22 protein-coding genes are annotated in these 19,624 nt (G+C 45.6%); 19 read left to right on the plus strand and 3 right to left on the minus strand.

Translation table 11 applies throughout. From position 1 onward, the window contains the following. Positions 1-69 precede the first annotated feature (69 nt). Positions 70-906, plus strand: coding sequence for a YhcN/YlaJ family sporulation lipoprotein (locus BUC05_RS01175; RefSeq protein ID WP_035204507.1), 837 nt, complete (start codon positions 70-72; stop codon positions 904-906). A 94-nt stretch (positions 907-1,000) separates the two neighbouring features. Here the strand turns inward: BUC05_RS01175 and BUC05_RS01180 are convergent, their stop codons facing one another. Beyond that, the gene (locus BUC05_RS01180) at positions 1,001-1,375 is read right to left on the minus strand and encodes a cupredoxin domain-containing protein (protein WP_073303969.1); all 375 of its coding nucleotides are present in this window, start codon (positions 1,373-1,375) and stop codon (positions 1,001-1,003) included. Between the two features lie 153 nt (positions 1,376-1,528). Here BUC05_RS01180 and BUC05_RS01185 point away from each other — a divergent pair, with 153 nt between their 5' ends. From BUC05_RS01185 to yajC, 7 genes are all read left to right on the plus strand, one after another. After that, positions 1,529-2,047 carry an intercompartmental signaling factor BofC gene (locus tag BUC05_RS01185; protein WP_073303971.1) on the plus strand — a complete coding sequence of 173 codons (519 nt, stop codon included), beginning with the start codon at positions 1,529-1,531 and terminating at the stop codon, positions 2,045-2,047. A gap of 130 nt (positions 2,048-2,177) precedes the next feature. Beyond that, positions 2,178-2,777 (plus strand): Holliday junction branch migration protein RuvA, encoded by a 600-nt coding sequence (gene ruvA, locus BUC05_RS01190; protein ID WP_011246398.1) that lies wholly within the window; start codon positions 2,178-2,180, stop codon positions 2,775-2,777. A gap of 15 nt (positions 2,778-2,792) precedes the next feature. After that, on the plus strand, positions 2,793-3,794 hold the full coding sequence (ruvB, locus tag BUC05_RS01195) for a Holliday junction branch migration DNA helicase RuvB (RefSeq protein WP_011246399.1): 1,002 nt from the start codon (positions 2,793-2,795) through the stop codon (positions 3,792-3,794). Next, the gene (locus BUC05_RS01200) at positions 3,787-3,990 is read left to right on the plus strand and encodes a DUF2905 domain-containing protein (protein ID WP_011246400.1); all 204 of its coding nucleotides are present in this window, start codon (positions 3,787-3,789) and stop codon (positions 3,988-3,990) included. Before ruvB ends, BUC05_RS01200 begins: the two co-directional genes overlap by 8 nt. Positions 3,991-4,068: 78 nt before the next feature. After that, positions 4,069-5,097 carry a tRNA preQ1(34) S-adenosylmethionine ribosyltransferase-isomerase QueA gene (gene queA, locus BUC05_RS01205; protein ID WP_035204514.1) on the plus strand — a complete coding sequence of 343 codons (1,029 nt, stop codon included), beginning with the start codon at positions 4,069-4,071 and terminating at the stop codon, positions 5,095-5,097. 13 nt (positions 5,098-5,110) lie between these two features. Further along, positions 5,111-6,262, plus strand: coding sequence for a tRNA guanosine(34) transglycosylase Tgt (tgt, locus tag BUC05_RS01210; protein ID WP_011246402.1), 1,152 nt, complete (start codon positions 5,111-5,113; stop codon positions 6,260-6,262). Between the two features lie 45 nt (positions 6,263-6,307). After that, positions 6,308-6,571: a preprotein translocase subunit YajC gene (yajC, locus tag BUC05_RS01215; protein WP_011246403.1), complete on the plus strand. Its 264-nt coding sequence runs from the start codon at positions 6,308-6,310 to the stop codon at positions 6,569-6,571. 107 nt (positions 6,572-6,678) lie between these two features. On the opposite strand, the gene BUC05_RS01220 is transcribed toward yajC, so the two are convergent. Beyond that, positions 6,679-7,059 carry a TIGR04086 family membrane protein gene (locus tag BUC05_RS01220; RefSeq protein WP_035204516.1) on the minus strand — a complete coding sequence of 127 codons (381 nt, stop codon included), beginning with the start codon at positions 7,057-7,059 and terminating at the stop codon, positions 6,679-6,681. Positions 7,060-7,193: 134 nt separating this feature from the next. On the opposite strand from BUC05_RS01220, the gene BUC05_RS21985 reads away from it, so the two are divergent. Both BUC05_RS21985 and BUC05_RS01230 read left to right on the plus strand, forming a co-directional pair. After that, complete coding sequence (locus BUC05_RS21985) at positions 7,194-7,658, plus strand: YetF domain-containing protein (protein ID WP_035204519.1); 465 nt, start codon at positions 7,194-7,196, stop codon at positions 7,656-7,658. Positions 7,659-7,795: 137 nt separating this feature from the next. Further along, positions 7,796-8,035, plus strand: coding sequence for a hypothetical protein (locus BUC05_RS01230; protein WP_035204523.1), 240 nt, complete (start codon positions 7,796-7,798; stop codon positions 8,033-8,035). 36 nt (positions 8,036-8,071) lie between these two features. Here the strand turns inward: BUC05_RS01230 and spoVB are convergent, their stop codons facing one another. Then, on the minus strand, positions 8,072-9,622 hold the full coding sequence (spoVB, locus tag BUC05_RS01235) for a stage V sporulation protein B (protein ID WP_035204525.1): 1,551 nt from the start codon (positions 9,620-9,622) through the stop codon (positions 8,072-8,074). A 168-nt stretch (positions 9,623-9,790) separates the two neighbouring features. On the opposite strand from spoVB, the gene BUC05_RS01240 reads away from it, so the two are divergent. From BUC05_RS01240 to BUC05_RS01280, 9 genes are all read left to right on the plus strand, one after another. Beyond that, entirely contained in the window at positions 9,791-10,081 is a 291-nt protein-coding gene (locus BUC05_RS01240) for a post-transcriptional regulator (RefSeq protein WP_011246408.1), read from the plus strand. Between the two features lie 34 nt (positions 10,082-10,115). Next, positions 10,116-11,417 (plus strand): protein translocase subunit SecD, encoded by a 1,302-nt coding sequence (gene secD, locus BUC05_RS21365; protein ID WP_011246409.1) that lies wholly within the window; start codon positions 10,116-10,118, stop codon positions 11,415-11,417. Next, complete coding sequence (gene secF, locus BUC05_RS21370) at positions 11,407-12,342, plus strand: protein translocase subunit SecF (protein ID WP_073303973.1); 936 nt, start codon at positions 11,407-11,409, stop codon at positions 12,340-12,342. Before secD ends, secF begins: the two co-directional genes overlap by 11 nt. A gap of 15 nt (positions 12,343-12,357) precedes the next feature. Continuing rightward, positions 12,358-12,660: a LapA family protein gene (locus tag BUC05_RS01255; protein ID WP_011246411.1), complete on the plus strand. Its 303-nt coding sequence runs from the start codon at positions 12,358-12,360 to the stop codon at positions 12,658-12,660. A 62-nt stretch (positions 12,661-12,722) separates the two neighbouring features. Further along, a complete protein-coding gene (gene recJ / locus BUC05_RS01260) occupies positions 12,723-15,080 on the plus strand; it encodes a single-stranded-DNA-specific exonuclease RecJ (RefSeq protein WP_035204527.1) in 2,358 nt (785 codons plus the stop codon). Next, complete coding sequence (locus BUC05_RS01265; protein WP_011246413.1) at positions 15,070-15,585, plus strand: adenine phosphoribosyltransferase; 516 nt, start codon at positions 15,070-15,072, stop codon at positions 15,583-15,585. Before recJ ends, BUC05_RS01265 begins: the two co-directional genes overlap by 11 nt. A gap of 113 nt (positions 15,586-15,698) precedes the next feature. Continuing rightward, a complete protein-coding gene (locus BUC05_RS01270) occupies positions 15,699-17,906 on the plus strand; it encodes a RelA/SpoT family protein (RefSeq protein ID WP_011246414.1) in 2,208 nt (735 codons plus the stop codon). A 21-nt stretch (positions 17,907-17,927) separates the two neighbouring features. Then, the gene (dtd, locus tag BUC05_RS01275; RefSeq protein ID WP_011246415.1) at positions 17,928-18,368 is read left to right on the plus strand and encodes a D-aminoacyl-tRNA deacylase; all 441 of its coding nucleotides are present in this window, start codon (positions 17,928-17,930) and stop codon (positions 18,366-18,368) included. A gap of 227 nt (positions 18,369-18,595) precedes the next feature. After that, complete coding sequence (locus tag BUC05_RS01280) at positions 18,596-19,603, plus strand: LacI family DNA-binding transcriptional regulator (protein ID WP_035204531.1); 1,008 nt, start codon at positions 18,596-18,598, stop codon at positions 19,601-19,603. Positions 19,604-19,624: the final 21 nt, after the last annotated feature.

Consider the following 19,624-nt stretch of genomic DNA (forward strand, 5'->3'; position numbering starts at 1 on the left):
GACAGCCATAATCTAACAGCGTAGTTCCCCCTTTTTGGTACATACTAAGACCGAAAGGGGGAATTTCCATTGAAAAAAACAGCTTTATCGTTTATTTGCGCGAGCGTGCTTCTAACAGGGCTTGCAGGCTGCGGAACACAAGACAACAACCGCGCTGGAATGCAGCCAAACACGTACCGCAATCAAGAAGCCAATCTGAATGGGGACAACAACTTCAACAACCGCAACTATCCGTATTATGGGCCGAATGCGTACAACACGAATGATAAAACATTCTTTGACGACAATCGCTTTTCAAATAAAAACCAACGCATGAACCGGACTAACCAGTATAATCAAGGACGCAATGGCTACGTTCGTGGTATAACTGGGAACAACCGTCCAGGAATGGTTGACGAAAATGGTTTTCTTAATCGAAGAGCAGACTACGGCAACCGCGGCATGAATTTCCAACGAGCTACAACGAACAAAGATGGAAACCGCGGCATAAACGCACAGCGTTCTACGAACCAAGACGGAAACATGCGGCAGGGAATGGAAACGGAAGAAGTCCGTTACCATCGCAATTATGATGGCGACCGGGTAGAAGAGATCCGCGAAGAAGTTGAGAAAATTGACGGTGTTCGGGAAGCCCGCGTTATTATTAATCGCGACGACGTTGTTGTAGGCTATGAGCAAGACGAAAAAGCAGACGATGTAAAACAGCATGTCGAAAACCGTGTCCGCAAATTGGCCGGCAAAGGCAAAAATGTTGTTGTTAGTACAGATAACAACATTTATAAAAATATGCGAAAAATGGACGATAAATTGCGCTCAGGCGCTGCTTTTGATGATGTCCGAGACACGTTTACAGACATGATGCGCGATTTAGGCAATGCAGCAAAGCGCCCGTTTCAAAATAAGTAAAAAAACCCCCCAGTAATGGGGAGCGAGGTTGTCGACAAAGTCGATAACCGCCATCAGACTGAAAACTCCCCAGTAATGGGGAGCTACATAGCAATTAAGAAACAACCAGAGTCGAGACCATTTCTTCGTGGCCAGGACCACATGGAATGTTGCATTGGATTTCATACTCCCCTGGTTCAAGTGTGACGGTTTTTGAGTCCGAACCGCTAATGACAAGATCGGATCCATTATCAGCCCCGACAATAACGATGCCGTGGTTCCCCTCTTCATTTTTAAGTTCCACCGTCACGTCACCAGCGCCAGCCGCATATTCTTCTTTATCAAACTGCCAGTTCATTGCTTTAATGACAACGGTTTCACTTGATTCCGCAGTACTGTTATCTTCTTGCCCACTATCTTCTTGCGCCCCGCAAGCTGTCAAAATAAAAAAAAGCAAACAGGCCGTGACCACTCCAGCTAATTTTCTCAATATGTTTCCCTCCTTATAATTTCTCTTTTCATTCTAACAATAACCATGCGCTTTTATTGGCAATTTTTATGAAAATCCTGTGTCATTTTCGTATAGATTACAAGCTAAATGCCGAGGATAAAGCAATAGTATGATTGGAAAGGGATGTTCATGATGTTAAAGCAAGTTGTCCACAAACATTGGCTTCCGTTTTCTCTTGGAGCTGCCTCATTCGCTTTGCTACTAGGAACATTTATCATTCTTGGCGAAGACGCGTCTAATGATTCTCCCCAAGTAGCAAATCCGCCTAATGCCACGGAAGTATTACGTGAAACCGTATTCGCTGATGGAAATATACGAACAGAGCGTGTTGAGGAAACCATTTGGGCGATTGACGACTTTTGGGCGGAATACGAAGAATGGCAGCTTGTTGACCAAAGCAACCACTTTGTCCACTTTCGGAAAACCATTCTTGACCTTTCACCCGAAGTAAAAGAGGATGGCTATTTAGGCATAGATGCCGATAGGAGGATCGTGCTTTACACAGGAGCACAAGAAGCTGGACAGATTGTCACACGTTATAGCGAAATTGAGGCAGCAAAGCTAAGCGAATCGGATGTTGCGGCGCTTGAACAAGGCATCCGGATTGAAAGCCTTGAGCATTTGCAAAACCTGTTAGCACAATGGCGATAATGGGCAGCTGCAGCACTGGCTATCGCATTACCCACTTGCTGGCTTAGTAGCAACTTAATGACGGAAAGCTATCTGCTATGCTAAAATAGAAATAAATGTTCGCTTTTTGGCCATGCAGAGGAGAATGCTTGTGATTGACTATATTAAAGGGAATTTGGTTGCAGTTGAACCTGCTTATCTCGTGGTCGAAGCCAACGGGATTGGGTTCCAAATTTACTGTGCAAACCCTTACCGTTTTATAAACGATTTAAATCGGGAGGTAGTGGTCCCGACACACCACTATGTTCGCGAAGACAGCCAACGCCTATTTGGGTTTACAACAAGGACAGAACGTTTGTTGTTTGAAAAGCTTTTAAATGTCTCTGGCATTGGTCCAAAAGGAGCGCTCGCCATTCTTGCTTCTGGAGAACCAGAAGATATTATCCATGCAATTGAACAAGAAGATGAGGCGCTGCTTGTCCGTTTCCCTGGAGTCGGCAAAAAAACAGCAAGACAAATCATTCTTGACTTAAAAGGGAAGCTTGATGATATGGCACCAATGCTGGAACCTGCTGCTGGCGCTGACAAACAGCAAAAAAATCCACAGCTTGAGGATGCTTTAGAAGCGTTGCGTGCTTTGGGCTATGTTGAAAAAGAGCTGAAAAAAGTGGAAAAACAGTTAAAAGCGGAAACGCTGGAAACAGATGAATATATTAGGCGTGCGCTTGCGCTTATGTTAAAACGTCCTTAAGTAAGGGGGATGACAATGGAAGAACGAATTGTTTCCGCTGAAGCAACGGAGTTGGAAGAACAGAGCGAGCAAGGGTTACGGCCAAAAAGATTGGCCGATTATATCGGGCAAGAAACGGTTAAGCACAACCTTGCTGTGTTTATGGAGGCAGCAAAAATGCGCGAAGAAGCGCTTGACCATGTCCTGCTTTACGGACCGCCAGGCCTTGGGAAAACGACGCTAGCGGCGATTATTGCGGCGGAAATGGGCGGCGAGTTGCGGACTACTTCCGGCCCGGCAATTGAGCGGTCTGGCGATTTGGCCGCGATTTTAACCGCCCTTGAGCCAGGAGACGTTTTGTTTATTGATGAGATCCACCGCTTGAACCGCACAGTTGAAGAAGTGCTGTATCCGGCCATGGAAGATTTTTGTCTAGATATCGTCATTGGCAAAGGCCCAACTGCTAGATCGGTTCGATTAGATTTGCCGCCGTTTACGTTAGTGGGCGCGACAACACGTGCAGGAATGCTCTCGTCCCCGTTGCGCGACCGTTTTGGCGTAATGGCAAGGCTTGAGTATTACAAACCTGAAGAACTGGCTCAAATTGTGGAACGTTCCGCCACCGTTTTTCAAGCGACGCTTGAGCCGTCTGCAGCGCTTGAATTGGCGCGGCGGTCAAGAGGGACACCTCGGATTGCAAATCGTCTGCTCCGTCGCGTTCGTGATTTTGCCCAAGTAGGAGGGGAGGCTGCTATTTCGTTGGAAAGGGCATGCTCCGCCCTTGAACAGCTCCATGTCGATCCGTTAGGGCTAGACCATATTGACGATAAATTGTTAAAAGGCATGATTGAAAAATTTAATGGGGGCCCGGTTGGATTAGAAACGATTGCGGCGACCATTGGCGAAGAAGCGGCAACGATTGAGGAAGTATATGAGCCCTACTTGCTGCAAATTGGCTTTATCCAGCGGACGCCTCGGGGGCGGATAGCGACGCCGGCTTGTTATGCTCATTATGGAGTGGAAAAGCAAAATGGGTAAAACATTAATGGTGATTGGCGCAGTGTTGCTCATTGTGGGTTTTCTTTGGCAAGTGTTGGGCCGCTTTTTGCCAATCGGCAAATTGCCAGGGGATTTTTTGTTTAAAAGCGGGCAAACGACTGTTTACTTTCCGATCATGACGTGCATTATTATTAGCATTGTTCTTTCCCTGCTTTTCTCACTCTTCCGCCGTTAGAAGTGCTTGCGCTAAATGAAAAACGCATGTATGCTAGGAAAAGTTTGATTGGAATGCGTAAGATAGATAGGTGATGACATGGACGTAAATGAATTTGATTTTGATTTACCTGAAGAATTAATTGCCCAAACTCCTTTGAAGACTAGGACGAATTCCCGTTTGCTTGTGGTTGACAAAAAAACAAAAGCGATAAGCGACCGGATGTTTCCTGATTTGATTGAAGCGCTTTCGCCAGGAGATTGCCTTGTCTTAAATGATACGAAAGTGATGCCTGCCCGCCTTTTAGGCGAAAAGGTAGAAACGAAAGCAGTCATCGAGCTGTTGCTTCTAAAACAGCTTGAAGGCGACTGTTGGGAAACGCTTGTAAAGCCAGCAAAGCGAGTAAAAATAGGGACAGAGGTTAGCTTTGGCGACGGAAAGTTAACAGCGATATGCACGGCAGTCCAACCCCAAGGGGGAAGGATTTTCGAATTCCGCTACAGTGGTGTGTTTTATGAATTGTTGGAGGAACTAGGGACGATGCCATTGCCTCCTTATATTAAAGAACGGCTAGAAGATGCCGACCGTTACCAGACTGTGTATGCGAAGCAGATAGGTTCGGCCGCTGCGCCAACGGCTGGCCTTCACTTTAGCGAGCAATTGCTTTCAGAGATCGAAGCAAAAGGCGTAAAAATTGTGTATATTACCCTTCATGTCGGTTTGGGGACATTTCGCCCAGTGAGCGCTAGTTCTGTTGAAGACCACCAAATGCATGCCGAGTATTACCAGGTGACAGAAGAAGCGGCCCACACGCTGGCTTCTGCCCGGGAGAATGGCGGCAACATTATCGCAGTTGGGACAACCTCAGCAAGAACGCTTGAAACGATCTATAGCGATCATGGCGCCTTTGTAGCGGCATCTGGCTGGACGTCGATCTTTATTTATCCTGGCTATAAATACCAGGCAATTGACGGGTTGCTGACGAATTTCCATTTGCCAAAATCAACGCTTGTCATGCTTGTTAGCGCATTGATAGGCAAAGAGGCATTAATGGATGCTTATGCACACGCCATAAAAGAACGCTACCGATTTTTTAGCTTCGGCGACGCAATGTTTATACGACCGTAAGGGGAGACAAATAGTGACAGCAGCAATCACCTATGAACACATAAAAACATGTAAGCAATCTGGCGCTCGGCTCGGTCGTGTCCATACGCCTCATGGCACGATTGAAACGCCGATGTTTATGCCGGTAGGTACGTTGGCGACTGTGAAAACGATGAGTCCAGAAGACTTGAAAGCAATGGATGCACAAATTATTTTAAGCAACACCTACCACTTATGGCTTCGCCCGGGAGAAGAGATTATTAAGGAAGCTGGCGGCCTTCATCAGTTTATGAATTGGGATAAGCCGATCTTAACGGATTCTGGTGGCTTCCAAGTCTTTTCCCTTAGTGATTTACGCAAGATCACGGAAGAAGGCGTCCATTTCCGCAATCATTTGAGTGGTGAAAAGCTGTTTCTTTCGCCAGAGAAAGCGATGCAAATCCAACATGTGCTTGGATCGGACATTATGATGGCATTCGATGAATGTCCACCTTACCCTGCCGACCATAGCTATATGAAAGCTTCGGTCGAACGGACAAGCCGCTGGGCAGAACGGTGCCTTGCCGAACACAAACGTTCAGGCAAAGACAGTGTTCAAGGGTTATTTGGTATCATTCAAGGCGGTGAATACGAAGATCTGCGCAAACAGAGTGCAAATGATTTGACAGCGCTTGATTTTCCAGGTTACGCTGTAGGTGGACTGTCTGTCGGAGAACCGAAAGATGTCATGAATCATGTGCTTGAGTTCACAACGCCATTAATGCCGGAAGATAAACCTAGGTATTTAATGGGAGTCGGCTCGCCAGATTCACTCATTGACGGGGCGATAAGGGGCATTGATATGTTTGACTGCGTCTTGCCGACCCGAATAGCGAGAAACGGTACTTGCATGACAAGTGCGGGAAGATTGGTTGTCCGTAATGCTAAGTACGCGCGTGATTTCAGTCCCCTCGATGAAAAGTGTGACTGCCATGTGTGCCGTACGTACTCGCGGGCGTATATTCGTCATCTCATTAAATGCGAAGAAACATTTGGGTTCCGTTTAACGACGTACCACAACCTTTATTTTCTTTTAAATTTAATGAAGCAAGTTCGCCAAGCGATTATGGATGACTGCCTTCTTGATTTTCGCGAGCAGTTTTTTGAGGAATACGGCTTTAACAAGGAAAACGCACGCAACTTCTAGTTCTCTAGAAAAGGTGGCGTTAAAGCAAGGAAAGGGGGGTGTTTCATGGAATTACTTGTCAGTATGCTTCCGTTTATCGCGATTATCGTGCTGTTTTATTTTTTGCTGATCCGTCCTCAGCAAAAACAACAAAAACGTGTGCGTGAAATGCACGCAAATTTACAGCGCGGCGATAAAGTCATTACAATCGGCGGGTTGCACGGCGTCATTGACTCGATTGACGAATCTGTTGTTGTGTTGTTGGTGAACGACAACCGCAAACTTACGTATGATCGTAACGCGATCCGCGAAGTGGTGCAATCAGATTAATACAAGAAAGCGCCTAGCTTAAGTAGCGGGAGGCGCCTTTTTAAGCAAAAGCTCACGCCCTCAAATAAAGGGATGGGCTTTTTTGTGTGTGAAGGAGCAAGAGTTCCTTATGAATTCCCGCCTGAAAAATTGACACCAAACACACCACCTAAAGAAGCAATGGCACAATAGCCTGCAAAGAGGAGCACCTGGTTGGAGGTGATGGATTCATTATAGCCTAAGTAACTGATTGCCAGCAGAATGGCGACAAACAAAAACGCTGTAAATGCGCCTGCTAGCCAGCCTTTGTTTTTTGCTTTAGCTCCTGAAAAAAAGCCACCTACAAACAAGGCTAAAAAACCGCACCCCACCATTACCCAATGAACAGACTGTTCAGTCAGTGAAGTCAAATAAAGCAATGTAGCCATGAGTATACTGAATGCGACGGCAATGCATATACTCACGAATGTGCCAATACATACCGCCGGAAAAAAACGTCTGCTTTCCATTCTATGTCCTCCTCGTACCGTTTTTTCTATTCGTATGCTTGCCAACCTGGGAACATGTCTATGACAAAGGATAAAAGCAACCCCTTAGGGCATAGTAGCAAATAAGGAATGTTAGGAGAGGGGGAGACCTATGCATGGATGCCATGATTGTGCGCGCTGCAGCTACTTACGCGGCACTTGTGCTGATCAAGCAATACAAAAACGAAACAACACAAACACAGCAAGGCCCTTTCGAATTGGCACTCGCCTTGTTTGCCGGTGAAGCAATCGCTACGTTTTGGTCGTTATGGGTGCTTTTGCCAATCTTTCTGCTGGTGATAGCAGCCATATTGAAACGAAAGACAGGCGAGTCGGGCAAACTACAGCACACAAGCAAGCCCCCTACAGTAGCACCTCCTTTACAGAAAGAAGGACCCGCATTGGCCATGCCTTTACCATTAATCATTGATGGGACGATCCAGCATGACCATTTGCGAGAACTGCGTCAAACAGAGCTATGGCTTCGCCAGCAATTGCGCAAACTTGGCTACCGCGATATTAAAAAAATTGCTTATTGCTCGCTTAAAGGCAAAGAATCGTTTTTTATTGACTCTTTTTGAAAAACACAGTGATCACATGTCCACCCGTTTGCTTTGGCCGATAAAAATAGGTATTTGCACTCGTGACAGGCGTGGACACGGCTATTGTTCCTTCTCATATGCTATTGTGTACGGATTTTTAAGAGGGGGACAATACCATGGCAGAGAATTATTACAACATTTGCCAACAACATATTGGCAAATGTGTCGTCATTACAGAACACAATGGCAGGCGCCATTATGGCCGGATTATGCGAGTAGACAATAAACACGTCTACTTACAGCCTCTCGGCAACCGCGGCTTTGGCTACGGCTGGGGTTGGGGCTGGGGCTGGGGCTATCCGGTTGCCCTTGGCGCTATTGCCGGTCTTGCCTTAGCGGGCTTATTCTTCTGGTAATACAAAGAAGGAGCGCTTTTGTTTGGAAAGCGCTTCTTACATAAACTTTTTGATAAATGGAAGTCGTTTTAGTTCCTCTTTGCTAAGAAGCTTAAGGGCAAGAATGCCAAATACATAGATCATACAAGTTATGGCGATGCTGGCGAGCGCTTTTGCTGCGTAAGGCAATCCGTTGAATAAATAGGTGTCTATTTGCATGCCTGCATAGCCAGTGATGACGATGAGCAGCGCTAGTTTCAACATGGGAACAGCGTGGATCACAAATCCTGTCGTTTTGGCAAGTGTAGCAATGTGGAGCAGCGTCACGAGTACAAACCCAGTTACAATAGCCAAAGCTGCTCCCATTATGCCAAAGCTCGGGCTAGAAGCCAAAGCGAAAATCGCAAGCGTTTTAACGATGGCGCCAATAAAACTATTAATCATGGAAGCTTTGGCGTAATCCAATGCTTGCAGGGCAGCAGCAAGGGGGCCTTGCAAGTACAAAAAGAGAGCAAATGGCGCCATAACTTTCAATAGCGAGGCAGCGTGTGGAGCGTTGTACATAAGCACGGTCAGTTCACTAGCAAATACATAAAGAACGACAACGCAAATGCCTCCTGACAAAAGGCCCATTCGTAAAGCTTGTTCTAAACGATGGTGAATAAGGACTTTTTGTTTATTTGCTGCTGCTTCACTTAAACTCGGCAATAGCGAAACGGAAAGGGAATACGTAATAAAGGTTGGTAATGTGAGTAGCGGCATGACATAGCCGACGAGCAAGCCGTACTGCTGTGTTGCGACAATGGTCGCTACTCCAGCCAAAGCGAGGCTCTGGGCAACAACAATCGGTTCAAAAAACAACGCGACTGTACCAATTAGACGACTGCCTGTGGTAGGTAAGGCAATGGCAAGGAGCTGGGAAGCTGTTTTCCGTCCTGATTTCACAGTCGAAAAAAACTGGCGGCGAAGTCGGAACGGTTTGTGTGATTTAAACAAATACAGCATATACAAGAGGGAAGCAAGTTCCCCACAGCCAGCAGAAATCATTGCTCCAGCGGCAGCATACTCCAGTCCGTAAGGCATAAAGGCAGCTGTAAAGACGGCAATTAAGCTGATGCGTACAACTTGTTCAAGTACTTGGGAATAAGCGGTTGGCTTCATGTTTTGGCGTCCTTGGAAATAGCCGCGCAACACAGAAGAAACAGCAATGATTGGCACAATCGGCGCTACGGCCAAGAGCGGATACAAGGCGCGGGCGTCCGTCAATAACGTTTGGGCAACGAGTGGAGCGAGGGCGAGAATCGCCGTTGTGAAAACAATGCTCAAAGAACCTGTTATGGCAAGGGCAACGGCGAGAATTTTCTTGGTTTTGCCAACTTCTCCTTTTGCTTCTGCTTCTGCAACAAGCTTTGCAATCGCCACTGGAAGGCCAAGTTGCGTTAACGTTAGGAGTAGCAACATGGTCGGCACAGCCATCATATAAAGGCCAACGCCTTCAGCGCCAATCATTCTTGCCATGACAATTCTGTTAATAAAACCGAGTAATTTTGTGATAAAGCCTGCTGCAATTAAAATAAAAGTGCCTTTTAGAAAGGTTTGCTTGTTCATGGCAATCCCGCCTTCTTTGCTGGTCTACCGCGTTTTATACATGTCTATGCGGCAATGGACAGGACATGACAAGCCTTTCCCAAAATGAAGTTCATTCGATTTCATAGCCGTAATAGCAATAATTTGTTAGTATATGTATACTTAAAGTTATAAAGAGAGGGTATGTGTATGGGCATGAAACAACAGTTTGATGGTTGGCGGGAAGACGTCGAACCACTCCTTTCCATTAAACAGGAAGAGTTCCACGAGCTTGGTTACAATCGTGTCACAAAAGATGAGTTGTGGAATTATGCAGTGGACAAGCTTCGTCGTAAAAAAGAATTTACGCCTTTCTACGCATTTGTTGATGAACTTCTGTCGATTCAGCCCCAAGGGTACATGACATGGTTGACAGTCCATGCGTATAAGGAGCCGATTGACTGGTTCAAAACATTTGAGCAAGCAACAGCCGAAAAGTAACAGATTCGAGATTGCGTAGGAGGATAAACAGACTATGGTTAAAAAAGGCAAAATTGCGCTTTTCTTTCTCATTATTGCGTTGTTTGCTTCTGGAATCGCCTATTTTGCAAAGCCTGTTGTAAACGACGTCAGCCTTGGGCTTGACTTGCAAGGCGGCTTTGAAGTGCTTTACGAAGTGGAGCCCATGAATGAAGGCGATGAAATTAATCAGGATTCGCTTTTAGCAACAACGACTGCATTGAATGAAAGGGTAAATACAATTGGCGTTTCAGAACCGAACATTCAAATTGAAGGAGAAAACCGGATCCGTGTCCAGTTAGCTGGTGTTGAAGACCAAGAAACAGCACGTGACATTTTGGCGACTGGTGCAGAATTGACGATCCGTGACGTCGATGACAACGTGCTTCTTGATGGCAGCGATTTAACCCAAAATGGTGCCAGCGCATCGGTACATCCAGAAAAGAATCAGCCGATTGTGACGTTGACGCTAAATGATGCAGACAAATTTGGCGAAATCACACGTGAAATTTCTGAACGTCCACTAGGAGAGAATTTGCTCGTCATCTGGCTTGACTTCGAAGAAGGCGATAGCTTTGCAGAAGAATCAAAAAAACAAGACCCTAAATACATGTCAGCAGCGTCCGTTAATGCCCCGTTACATACACGAGACGTAATGATTGAAGGGAATTTTACAACGGAGGAAACACGCTTTCTTGCTGAAATATTAAATGCAGGCGCTTTGCCTGTTGAATTAAATGAGATCTACTCTACATCTGTCGGTGCATCGCTAGGAGAAAAAGCGATGAACCAAACGATTTTTGCTGGCTCCCTTGGGGTTGCGCTGATCTTTTTGTATATGGTGGTTTACTATCGCTTCCCAGGAATCATTGCTGTCATTACACTAAGCATCTATACATTTTTGGTGCTTGTCGTCTTTAATGCAATGAATGCTGTGTTAACTTTGCCAGGCATTGCTGCACTCGTGCTTGGGGTTGGCATGGCTGTCGATGCGAATATCATTACTTATGAACGGATTAAGGAAGAGATTAAATCAGGGAAATCGATTTTATCTGCCTTTAAAGTCGGCAGCAGGCGCTCGTTTGCAACGATTTTTGATGCCAATATTACGACGTTGATTGCGGCAGGGGTTATGTTTTATTTTGGTACGAGCTCCGTGCAAGGTTTTGCGGTCATGCTCATTATTAGCATTCTTGTCAGCTTTTTAACGGCCGTTTATGGTTCCAGAGTATTGCTAGGCCTTTGGGTGAACAGCAAATTTTTAAATAAACGGCCTGGCTGGTTTGGCGTGAAAAGAGGTGAAATTGATGAGCTTTAATCCAGAAAAGTGGAATGTCGATTTGACAAAACACCGAAAACGTTTTTTTATCGGCTCGGGCTTGTCAATTGTCCTTGGGATTGTGTTGTTGCTTACGTTTGGTTTAAACTTAGGCGTTGATTTTGAAAGTGGCTCGAATGTGGAAATTCAAGCGGATCAGACATTGACGCAAGAACAATTACTGGACGACTTTGCAGCAATCAATGAATCGTACACGCCGAATATTACACTTGGAGGCGAGCAAAGCCAAAGTGCGACTGCTCGGTTTACAGTGGAACTTTCCAAAGATGAAATTACCGCGATTCAAACTTATTTCCAAGACAAATACGGCCATTCGCCTAACGTCAGTACAGTGTCGCCTCTCGTCGGCCAGGAGCTTGCTCGCAATGCGATTTTGTCCGTATTGATCGCTTCATTAGGGATTGTCATTTATATCGGTTTCCGTTTTCACTTCTTATATGGGGTTTCAGCGGTTATTGGCTTGCTCCATGATGCCTTTATCATTATTGCTTTGTTCAGCTTGTTCCAAGTTGAAATTAATGTGCCTTTTATAGCGGCAGTGCTTACTGTGGTTGGCTATTCAATCAATGACACGATTGTTACGTTTGACCGAATGCGGGAAAATATTAACAAGGAGAAGGAAATTAAAAGCTTTGAGCACTTGGCGCAAATTGTAAACAAAAGTTTGCTTCAAGTGTTAACACGCTCGATCAATACGGTATTGACCGTGCTATTTGCTGCTGTGGCATTGCTGATTTTCGGCGGCGAAGCGATCCGCTCGTTTTCATTGGCTCTTGTCATTGGATTGATTGCCGGTACTTATTCTTCGATGTTCCTTTGTGCGCAAATATGGCTTGTCTGGGAGTGGAAGCGGCAAAAGAAACTAAAAAACAAACCAAAGAAAACGGAAGAAGAGTACATTTGAGCGGAGGGGATTGACATGAAAGCACAGACAGCGTTTATTATCGGCATTATTGCCGCCATTATCATTGCTGTGTTTGCGGTGTTAAATGTGGAAAGCGTACCAGTTAATCTGTTAGTGGTAAAAGCACAGTGGCCATTGATTCTAGTCATTTTGGGCTCGGTGCTACTAGGAGCGATTGTCGCAGGGATGATGTCCCTAATGAAAGTAATGCAATTAAATGCTGAAATCAAGCGGCTGCGTACCGCAAAACAAGCAAATGCAGATCAACCAGATGAAAGCAGCCGTCAAAAAAAAGACATGAAAAAACAGAGTCATTGAAATGCGTTGTCACCCCTTAGCCCCTCCTGTATAATAGGATGGTCGAGGGGTGTTTTTTACATATGTTGCAATCAAAAACAAGATGGCGCATTTTAGAACAAAACGAGCTGTTGGCGCAAGAGCTCGCAGACGAGCTGCGTGTATCGATGTTAACGGCCCGTCTTCTTGTACGCCGGGGAATCCAAACCGTCCAGGCGGCCAAGCGCTTTTTACACTACGAAGAGCCGACGTTTTACGATCCCTTTTTGTTGAAAGGGATGGAGGAAACGATTGAACGAATTGCCCTCGCAGTCAAACGAAAAGAACGCATTCTTGTTTTTGGGGACTATGATGCTGATGGCGTTAGTTCGACTTCCGTGATGCTAACAGCGTTACAAACGTATGGCGCCGACTGTGATTACTATATACCAAACCGTTTTACAGAAGGATACGGGCCCAATTGCCCAGCGCTAGACTTTGCAAAAAGGCAAGGTTATCACTTAGTGATAACAGTCGATACAGGCATTTCTGCTTTGAATGAAGCTGCCCATGCCAAAGACATCGGCCTGGATTTTATTATCACTGACCACCATGAGCCGCCGCCGGTTTTGCCAGAAGCATTGGCGATCATTAATCCTAAGCAGCCTGGTTGTCCGTATCCATTTAAAGAGCTTGCTGGCGTAGGCGTTGCCTTTAAAGTTGCACACGCTTTGCTCGGGCGCCTGCCTGAAGAGCTGCTCGATTACGCTGTGATCGGCACGATCGCCGACTTGGTGCCTCTCATTGATGAAAATCGGCTGCTGGCCAAAAAGGGGCTTCGCGCGATTGAATCAAGCGGCCGCCCTGGGATCCGTGCCTTAAAGGAAGTATGCGGCATGAAGCAGGAAGCAATGGATGCCGACCATATCGGCTTTGCGATTGGCCCTCGTCTAAATGCAGCAGGGCGGCTCGATTCTGCTAATCCAGCCGTTGAGCTGCTCCTTGCTGATGATGAAGAAGAAGCAAAAGCGCTAGCCACAGAAATCGATAGCCTCAATAAAGAACGGCAAGCAATTGTTAGCAAAATGACAGAAGAAGCGATTCGCCTTGTGGAAACAACCTATGGCACAAAGATCCCCCATGCCATCGTTGTAGCGAAGGAAGGCTGGAATCCAGGGGTCATCGGGATTGTCGCTTCTCGCCTTGTAGAGCAGTTTTACCGTCCGACAATTGTCATGAGCATTGACGAATCTTCAGGACTTGCCAAAGGCTCAGCCAGAAGCATCGAAGGGTTTGACATGTACCAAGAATTGGCGAATAACCGGGATATACTTCCTCATTTTGGCGGACACCCGATGGCGGCAGGGATGACACTTAAAACCGAGGACATTGACGACTTACGTTCTCGTTTAATCAAGCAAGCCAAGGAGACACTAACGGACGACATGCTTACGCCAGCCACGGATATAGACCTCGTTGCAGAAGTGGAGGATGTAACCGTTCAAGTGATTGGCGAGTTGCAGGCACTTGCCCCGTTTGGCGTTGCCAACCGTAAACCGATTGTACTTGTTGAGGGTGCGCATATTTCCGATATGCGCCGGATTGGCAGCAACCAAAACCATTTAAAAATCCAATTTACTGGCGCCCAAAAGCCGCTTGACGGAATTGCCTTTAGAATGGGGCATTTGTTTGAAGAGATCACGCCACATGCAAAGTTATCTGCCATCGGAACGGTATCGTTGAATGAATGGAACGGAAAAGTAAAGCCACAACTTATTATTGACGATCTTGCCGTATTGGAGTGGCAACTATTTGATTGGCGCAGCATCCAGCCAAACCGTTTAAACAGCCGGTTGCTTGACTTGCCTCGTGAAAAACTCGTCGCTATTTCCTTTCAAGAAGGGACAAAAGAAAGACTTGGGTTGGACGTACCCGTATATGATTACCGGCAAGCGCCTTCCTTTTTTAAAGCTTACGTCGTGTTGCTCGATTTGCCTAGCAACCGGGTTGAACTGGAAACTCTGTTTTCTAAGAAAGGGGAGCCAAGCCGTGTTTATGTTGTGTTCTCTGAGGAAGAAGAATCGTTTTTTCAAACGAATCCAAACCGCGAGCAGTTCAAATGGTATTATGGTTTTATTAAGAAAAACCAACGCTTTTCACTGAATCAACTCGGCGCGAAGCTCGAAAAGCACAAAGGCTGGTCAGCCCGCACGGTCGAATTTATGACCACTGTATTTTTAGAACTTGGTTTTATCAAGCTTGACGACGGCATCGTTGAAGCAGTAGAAAACCCTGAAAAAAAAGCGTTGACTGCATCGCCGACCTACCAAGCCAAGCAGGAAAAAGCATGGCTTGAGAATGAATTTGTTTTTGCTTCTTATCAACAGTTAAAAGAATGGTTCCAGGCTGCCATCGATGGGAGCGCTGAAACAAAAGAGGAGTCGATCCTAAATGGATTATAAACAATATATAACAATTGTCGAAGATTGGCCGCAAGAGGGCATACGCTTTAAAGACATTACGACGCTGATGCAAAACGGCACAGCCTACAAGCGCGCTGTGGAAGAACTTGCCGTTTATGCAAAAGAAAAACAAGCAGACGTCATTGTTGGCCCTGAAGCACGTGGCTTTGTTGTTGGTTGCCCAATCGCGACTGAACTTGAAATCGGTTTTGTCCCTGTCAGGAAAAAAGGCAAATTGCCTCGGGAAGTCATTGAAGCCAACTATGGTCTTGAATATGGAAAAGACTGTTTAACCATCCATAAAGACAGCATCCAGCCAGGCCAACGCGTCGTCATTACCGATGACCTCCTCGCAACAGGGGGTACGATTGAGGCAACGGCTAAAATGGTAGAGCAACTTGGCGGGAAAGTGGTCGGGATTGCCTTCTTGATCGAATTGGCTTATATAGGCGGCCGCGATAAACTAAAGCAGTACGACTTGTTTTCATTAATGTCTTACGAATAAATCGCTTACAGACTGGTTGTGCGAATCGGCACACCGGTCTTTTTGCAATTTCTAAGCCGCTCTCCCTTTACAACACTGAACGAGTAGCGGATAATAGAAAGAAAACTTGTCGAATGAGTAAAGGTGATTTCATGACAATTGATCAGGTGCTCGAAAAAGCGCGTGCGTATTTGACAAAAGATGATATTGTCTTTTTGGAAAAAGCGTACGAGTTTGCTGAAAAGGCACACAGTGGTCAGTACCGTAAATCGGGAGAGCCCTATATTTTACACCCAGTCCAAGTAGCTGGCATTATTGTCGGGCTTGAATTAGATCCGAATACGATTGCCGCCGCTTTTCTTCATGATGTCGTTGAAGATACCGAAGCAACAGTCGACGATTTGGAAGAAGCGTTTAACGAGGAAGTCGCTATGCTAGTTGACGGCGTAACAAAATTAAAGAAGTTTAAATATAAATCAAAAGAGGAGCAGCAAGCCGAAAACCACCGGAAAATGCTTATGGCTATGGCGAAAGATATCCGCGTCCTCTTGATTAAACTGGCAGACCGTCTCCATAATATGCGGACACTTAAATTTATGCCACCGCAGAAGCAGCGGATTACTTCAAACGAAACGTTAGAGATCTTTGCTCCATTGGCACATCGTCTTGGAATTTCAACGATTAAATGGGAACTGGAAGATACAGCGCTTCGTTATTTGGATCCACAGCAGTATTACCGTATTGTCAATTTAATGAAACGGAAACGTGCTGAACGGGAAGAGTATTTGACAGAAGTGATGGACAAAATCAAAGTCCAACTTAAAGAAGTGAACGTACAGGCAGAATTGTCAGGCCGGCCAAAGCATATATACAGCATTTACCGCAAAATGGTGATTCAGCACAAACAATTTAATGAAATTTATGATTTGCTAGCTGTCCGAATTATTGTTAAAAACATTAAAGACTGTTATGCGGTTCTTGGCGTCATTCATACGTGCTGGCGCCCCATGCCAGGACGCTTTAAAGATTACATTGCCATGCCAAAAGCAAATATGTATCAGTCGCTGCATACAACCGTAGTCGGACCGAACGGAGACCCGCTGGAAGTGCAGATCCGTACAGAGGACATGCACCGGGTAGCTGAATATGGTGTTGCCGCCCATTGGGCGTATAAAGAAGGGAAAACACTCTCAAGCAATCGCTATTCGTTTGAAGATAAATTAACGTGGTTCCGCGATGTGATTGAATCGCAGACAGACACAAATGACGCCCAAGAGTTTATGGAATCTATGAAAATGGACCTGTTTTCTGATATGGTGTTTGTGTTTACACCAAAAGGAGACGTCATTGAATTGCCCCGGGGATCGGTTCCTCTTGATTTTGCTTATCGGATCCATAGTGAGATCGGCAACCGTTGTATCGGTGCGAAAGTGAACAGCAAAATGGTCCCCCTTGACCATGAACTAAAAACGGGTGACATTGTCGAAGTGATGACGTCGAAACACTCATATGGGCCAAGCCATGACTGGTTGAAAATTACTAAGTCGTCACATGCTAAAAACAAAATCAAACAGTGGTTCAAAAAAGAGAAACGCGAAGAAAATGTCGTCAAAGGGAAAGAAGCAATCGAAAAAGAAATACGGGCGCTTGATTTCGATGTAAAAGACATTTTAACGCAGGAAAATTTACAAGAAGCGATTAGCAAGTTCAGTTTTGCTGGCGAAGAAGATATGTATGCAGCAGTTGGTTATGGCGGAATTAGCGCTAAACAAATTGTCAATCGCCTTACTGAAAAACAACGCAAAGCAAAAGACAGCGAGCAGGAGCAACAATCCCTTGATGCAGTGTTAAATGAAATCCAAACGGTTTCGCCAAACAAGCGGACAAATTCAATTGGCGTGCATGTAAAAGGGGTCGACAATATGCTTATCCGCCTAGCACGATGTTGCACGCCAGTGCCAGGAGATGAGATTGTCGGCTACATTACGAAAGGCCGTGGCGTTTCCATTCACCGTGAAGATTGCCCGAATGTCATAGCCGATTCAGATTCGTCCCGTTTGCTTGAAGTGGAATGGGAAGGAAATGAGCAGCAGGGCAAGTCGTATAATGTCGACATTGAAATTACTGGATTTGACCGCAACGGTCTGTTAAATGAAGTGTTGCACACATTGACAGAAACGCGCACGCAAATAAATACGATTTCTGGGCGTTCTGACCATAAGCATAAAATGGCGACGATTGAAATGAGCATTTCTATTTCCAATATCGCTCATTTGCAAAAAGTGGTCGACAAAATTAAACAGTTAAAAGACATTTACTCTGTGCGGAGGGTAACCCATTAGAGTCGAGGCAGGTGAGAAAAAGTGCGAGTACTAGTCCAGCGAGCGAAACGGGGCAGTGTTCGAGTCGACCAAAAAACAGTAGGCGACATTGGGCCAGGCCTTGTCCTCTTAGTTGGAATTCATCAAGAAGATACAGAAGCGGACGTACGTTTTTGTGCGGAAAAAGTAGCCCATTTGCGCATTTTTGAAGACAGCTCTGCCAAAATGAATGAATCGGTACTCGATCAAGGCGGTTCCGTCTTATCGATTTCACAATTTACGCTTTATGGAGACTGTAAAAAAGGACGTCGTCCTAATTTCATGCGTGCTGCTAAGCCTGAAAAGGCAAAGCTGCTTTATGAACGTTTTAACAGCTATTTGCGAGAGCTCGGCCTTGTTGTGGAAACGGGCGAGTTTGGGGCGATGATGGAAGTAGAGTTAATTAATGATGGGCCGGTAACGATTTTAGTTGAAAGCGAGTAAGCGCTTGTCGTCTTAATCGTGTTGACATCTTCATTTAAGGGGGATCCGAATAAGACGAGTGTTAACGAGCCGATACTTGCACAAACGAAAATGTATACGAGCGTTTGCAACGATAGTCCGGAGCTTGCCAGTTGGCAGGCTCTTTTTTATAAATGAAGGTTGACATGAAGGGAGAAACAAGTACAATAAAAGTGAAATGAGAACGTTTTCAATAAAGGAGTGGATCAATGCCCACAATTAAAGATGTGGCCCTTCGTGCTGGTGTGTCACGGTCAACGGTTTCCCGTGTAATGAACAATCAGCCTTATGTGGATGAGGAAAAACGGAAAGCCGTCAAACAAGCAATGAAGGAGCTGGGCTATTTACCGAATTCATCGGCTCAACGCCTTAGGGGAACAGAAACACGGACAATTGCTGTCCTTGTTTCACGAATCGTAAACCCTTTTTTTAGTGCAATTGTAGACGCGATGGACGAGGTCGCTGCTGAACAGTCGTATAGGCTTATTTTATGCAACACAAGAGGTTCTGCAAACCAAGAGCTCCATTTCTTGCAGCTTTTGCGAACCAAACAAGTCGATGGCCTTATTCTTGCTTCGCTCGTTAATGATTGGGAAACGATTGCCCCCTATACGGATTATGGGCCCATTGTCATTTGCAATGAATATCCACGGCAGTCTGATGGAGTACCAGTAGTGACAATTGACCAGAGTAAAGCGATGTACGAAGCAACTGTCCATTTGTTAAAAAAAGGTTATAAGCAAATTGCTTATTGCAATCCGATCACAAAAACGGAATCCGATGCCGTTATTTCGCCACTTGCCCAAGATCGTTATTTAGGGTTTTGCCAGGCAATGGAAGAAGCCAGGATGCACATGTATGGCGAATGTTTGTTTTTGGGACATTCCCTTGAGGACGGCAGAAATATATTCAAACAAATGGTGTGCTTAGCTAACCGGCCTGATGCCATTTTGACAGGAAGCGATGAAGTGGCAGCTGGAATAATCGCTGAGGCAAAAGCTGCTGGCTGGAAAATCCCTGATGACTTAGCGATTGTCGGCTTTGACAATCAACCGCATGCTACTTTGATTGAACCCGAGTTGACGACGATTCACCAGCCTGTGCAGGAAATGGGCAGGGCAGCAATGGAACGTATGCTCGCTTTGTTGCGAAAAGAGAGTCCACCACCGTTAGCGACATATTTGGAGGCGCCGCTGTTGGCGCGGAAATCAACTTAACGATTACTGGGAACGATTCCA

The organism is Shouchella rhizosphaerae, assembly GCF_900142675.1.
In the GTDB taxonomy this organism is placed as follows: Bacteria; Bacillota; Bacilli; order Bacillales; family Bacillaceae_D; genus Shouchella; species Shouchella rhizosphaerae.

Bases quoted from the DNA above. Each gene is read 5' to 3' on its own strand.
- BUC05_RS01280 (WP_035204531.1), top strand. From the start codon at position 18,596: ATGCCCACAATTAAAGATGTGGCCCTTCGTGCTGGTGTGTCACGGTCA.
- BUC05_RS01255 (WP_011246411.1), top strand. From the start codon at position 12,358: ATGAAAGCACAGACAGCGTTTATTATCGGCATTATTGCCGCCATTATC.
- BUC05_RS01200 (WP_011246400.1), top strand. From the start codon at position 3,787: ATGGGTAAAACATTAATGGTGATTGGCGCAGTGTTGCTCATTGTGGGT.
- BUC05_RS01230 (WP_035204523.1), top strand. From the start codon at position 7,796: ATGGCAGAGAATTATTACAACATTTGCCAACAACATATTGGCAAATGT.
- BUC05_RS21985 (WP_035204519.1), top strand. From the start codon at position 7,194: ATGGATGCCATGATTGTGCGCGCTGCAGCTACTTACGCGGCACTTGTG.
- BUC05_RS01185 (WP_073303971.1), top strand. From the start codon at position 1,529: ATGTTAAAGCAAGTTGTCCACAAACATTGGCTTCCGTTTTCTCTTGGA.
- spoVB (WP_035204525.1), bottom strand. From the start codon at position 9,622: ATGAACAAGCAAACCTTTCTAAAAGGCACTTTTATTTTAATTGCAGCA.
- BUC05_RS01240 (WP_011246408.1), top strand. From the start codon at position 9,791: ATGGGCATGAAACAACAGTTTGATGGTTGGCGGGAAGACGTCGAACCA.
- secF (WP_073303973.1), top strand. From the start codon at position 11,407: ATGAGCTTTAATCCAGAAAAGTGGAATGTCGATTTGACAAAACACCGA.
- BUC05_RS01270 (WP_011246414.1), top strand. From the start codon at position 15,699: ATGAGTAAAGGTGATTTCATGACAATTGATCAGGTGCTCGAAAAAGCG.
- yajC (WP_011246403.1), top strand. From the start codon at position 6,308: ATGGAATTACTTGTCAGTATGCTTCCGTTTATCGCGATTATCGTGCTG.
- BUC05_RS01220 (WP_035204516.1), bottom strand. From the start codon at position 7,059: ATGGAAAGCAGACGTTTTTTTCCGGCGGTATGTATTGGCACATTCGTG.
- recJ (WP_035204527.1), top strand. From the start codon at position 12,723: ATGTTGCAATCAAAAACAAGATGGCGCATTTTAGAACAAAACGAGCTG.
- queA (WP_035204514.1), top strand. From the start codon at position 4,069: ATGGACGTAAATGAATTTGATTTTGATTTACCTGAAGAATTAATTGCC.
- ruvB (WP_011246399.1), top strand. From the start codon at position 2,793: ATGGAAGAACGAATTGTTTCCGCTGAAGCAACGGAGTTGGAAGAACAG.
- secD (WP_011246409.1), top strand. From the start codon at position 10,116: ATGGTTAAAAAAGGCAAAATTGCGCTTTTCTTTCTCATTATTGCGTTG.
- BUC05_RS01265 (WP_011246413.1), top strand. From the start codon at position 15,070: ATGGATTATAAACAATATATAACAATTGTCGAAGATTGGCCGCAAGAG.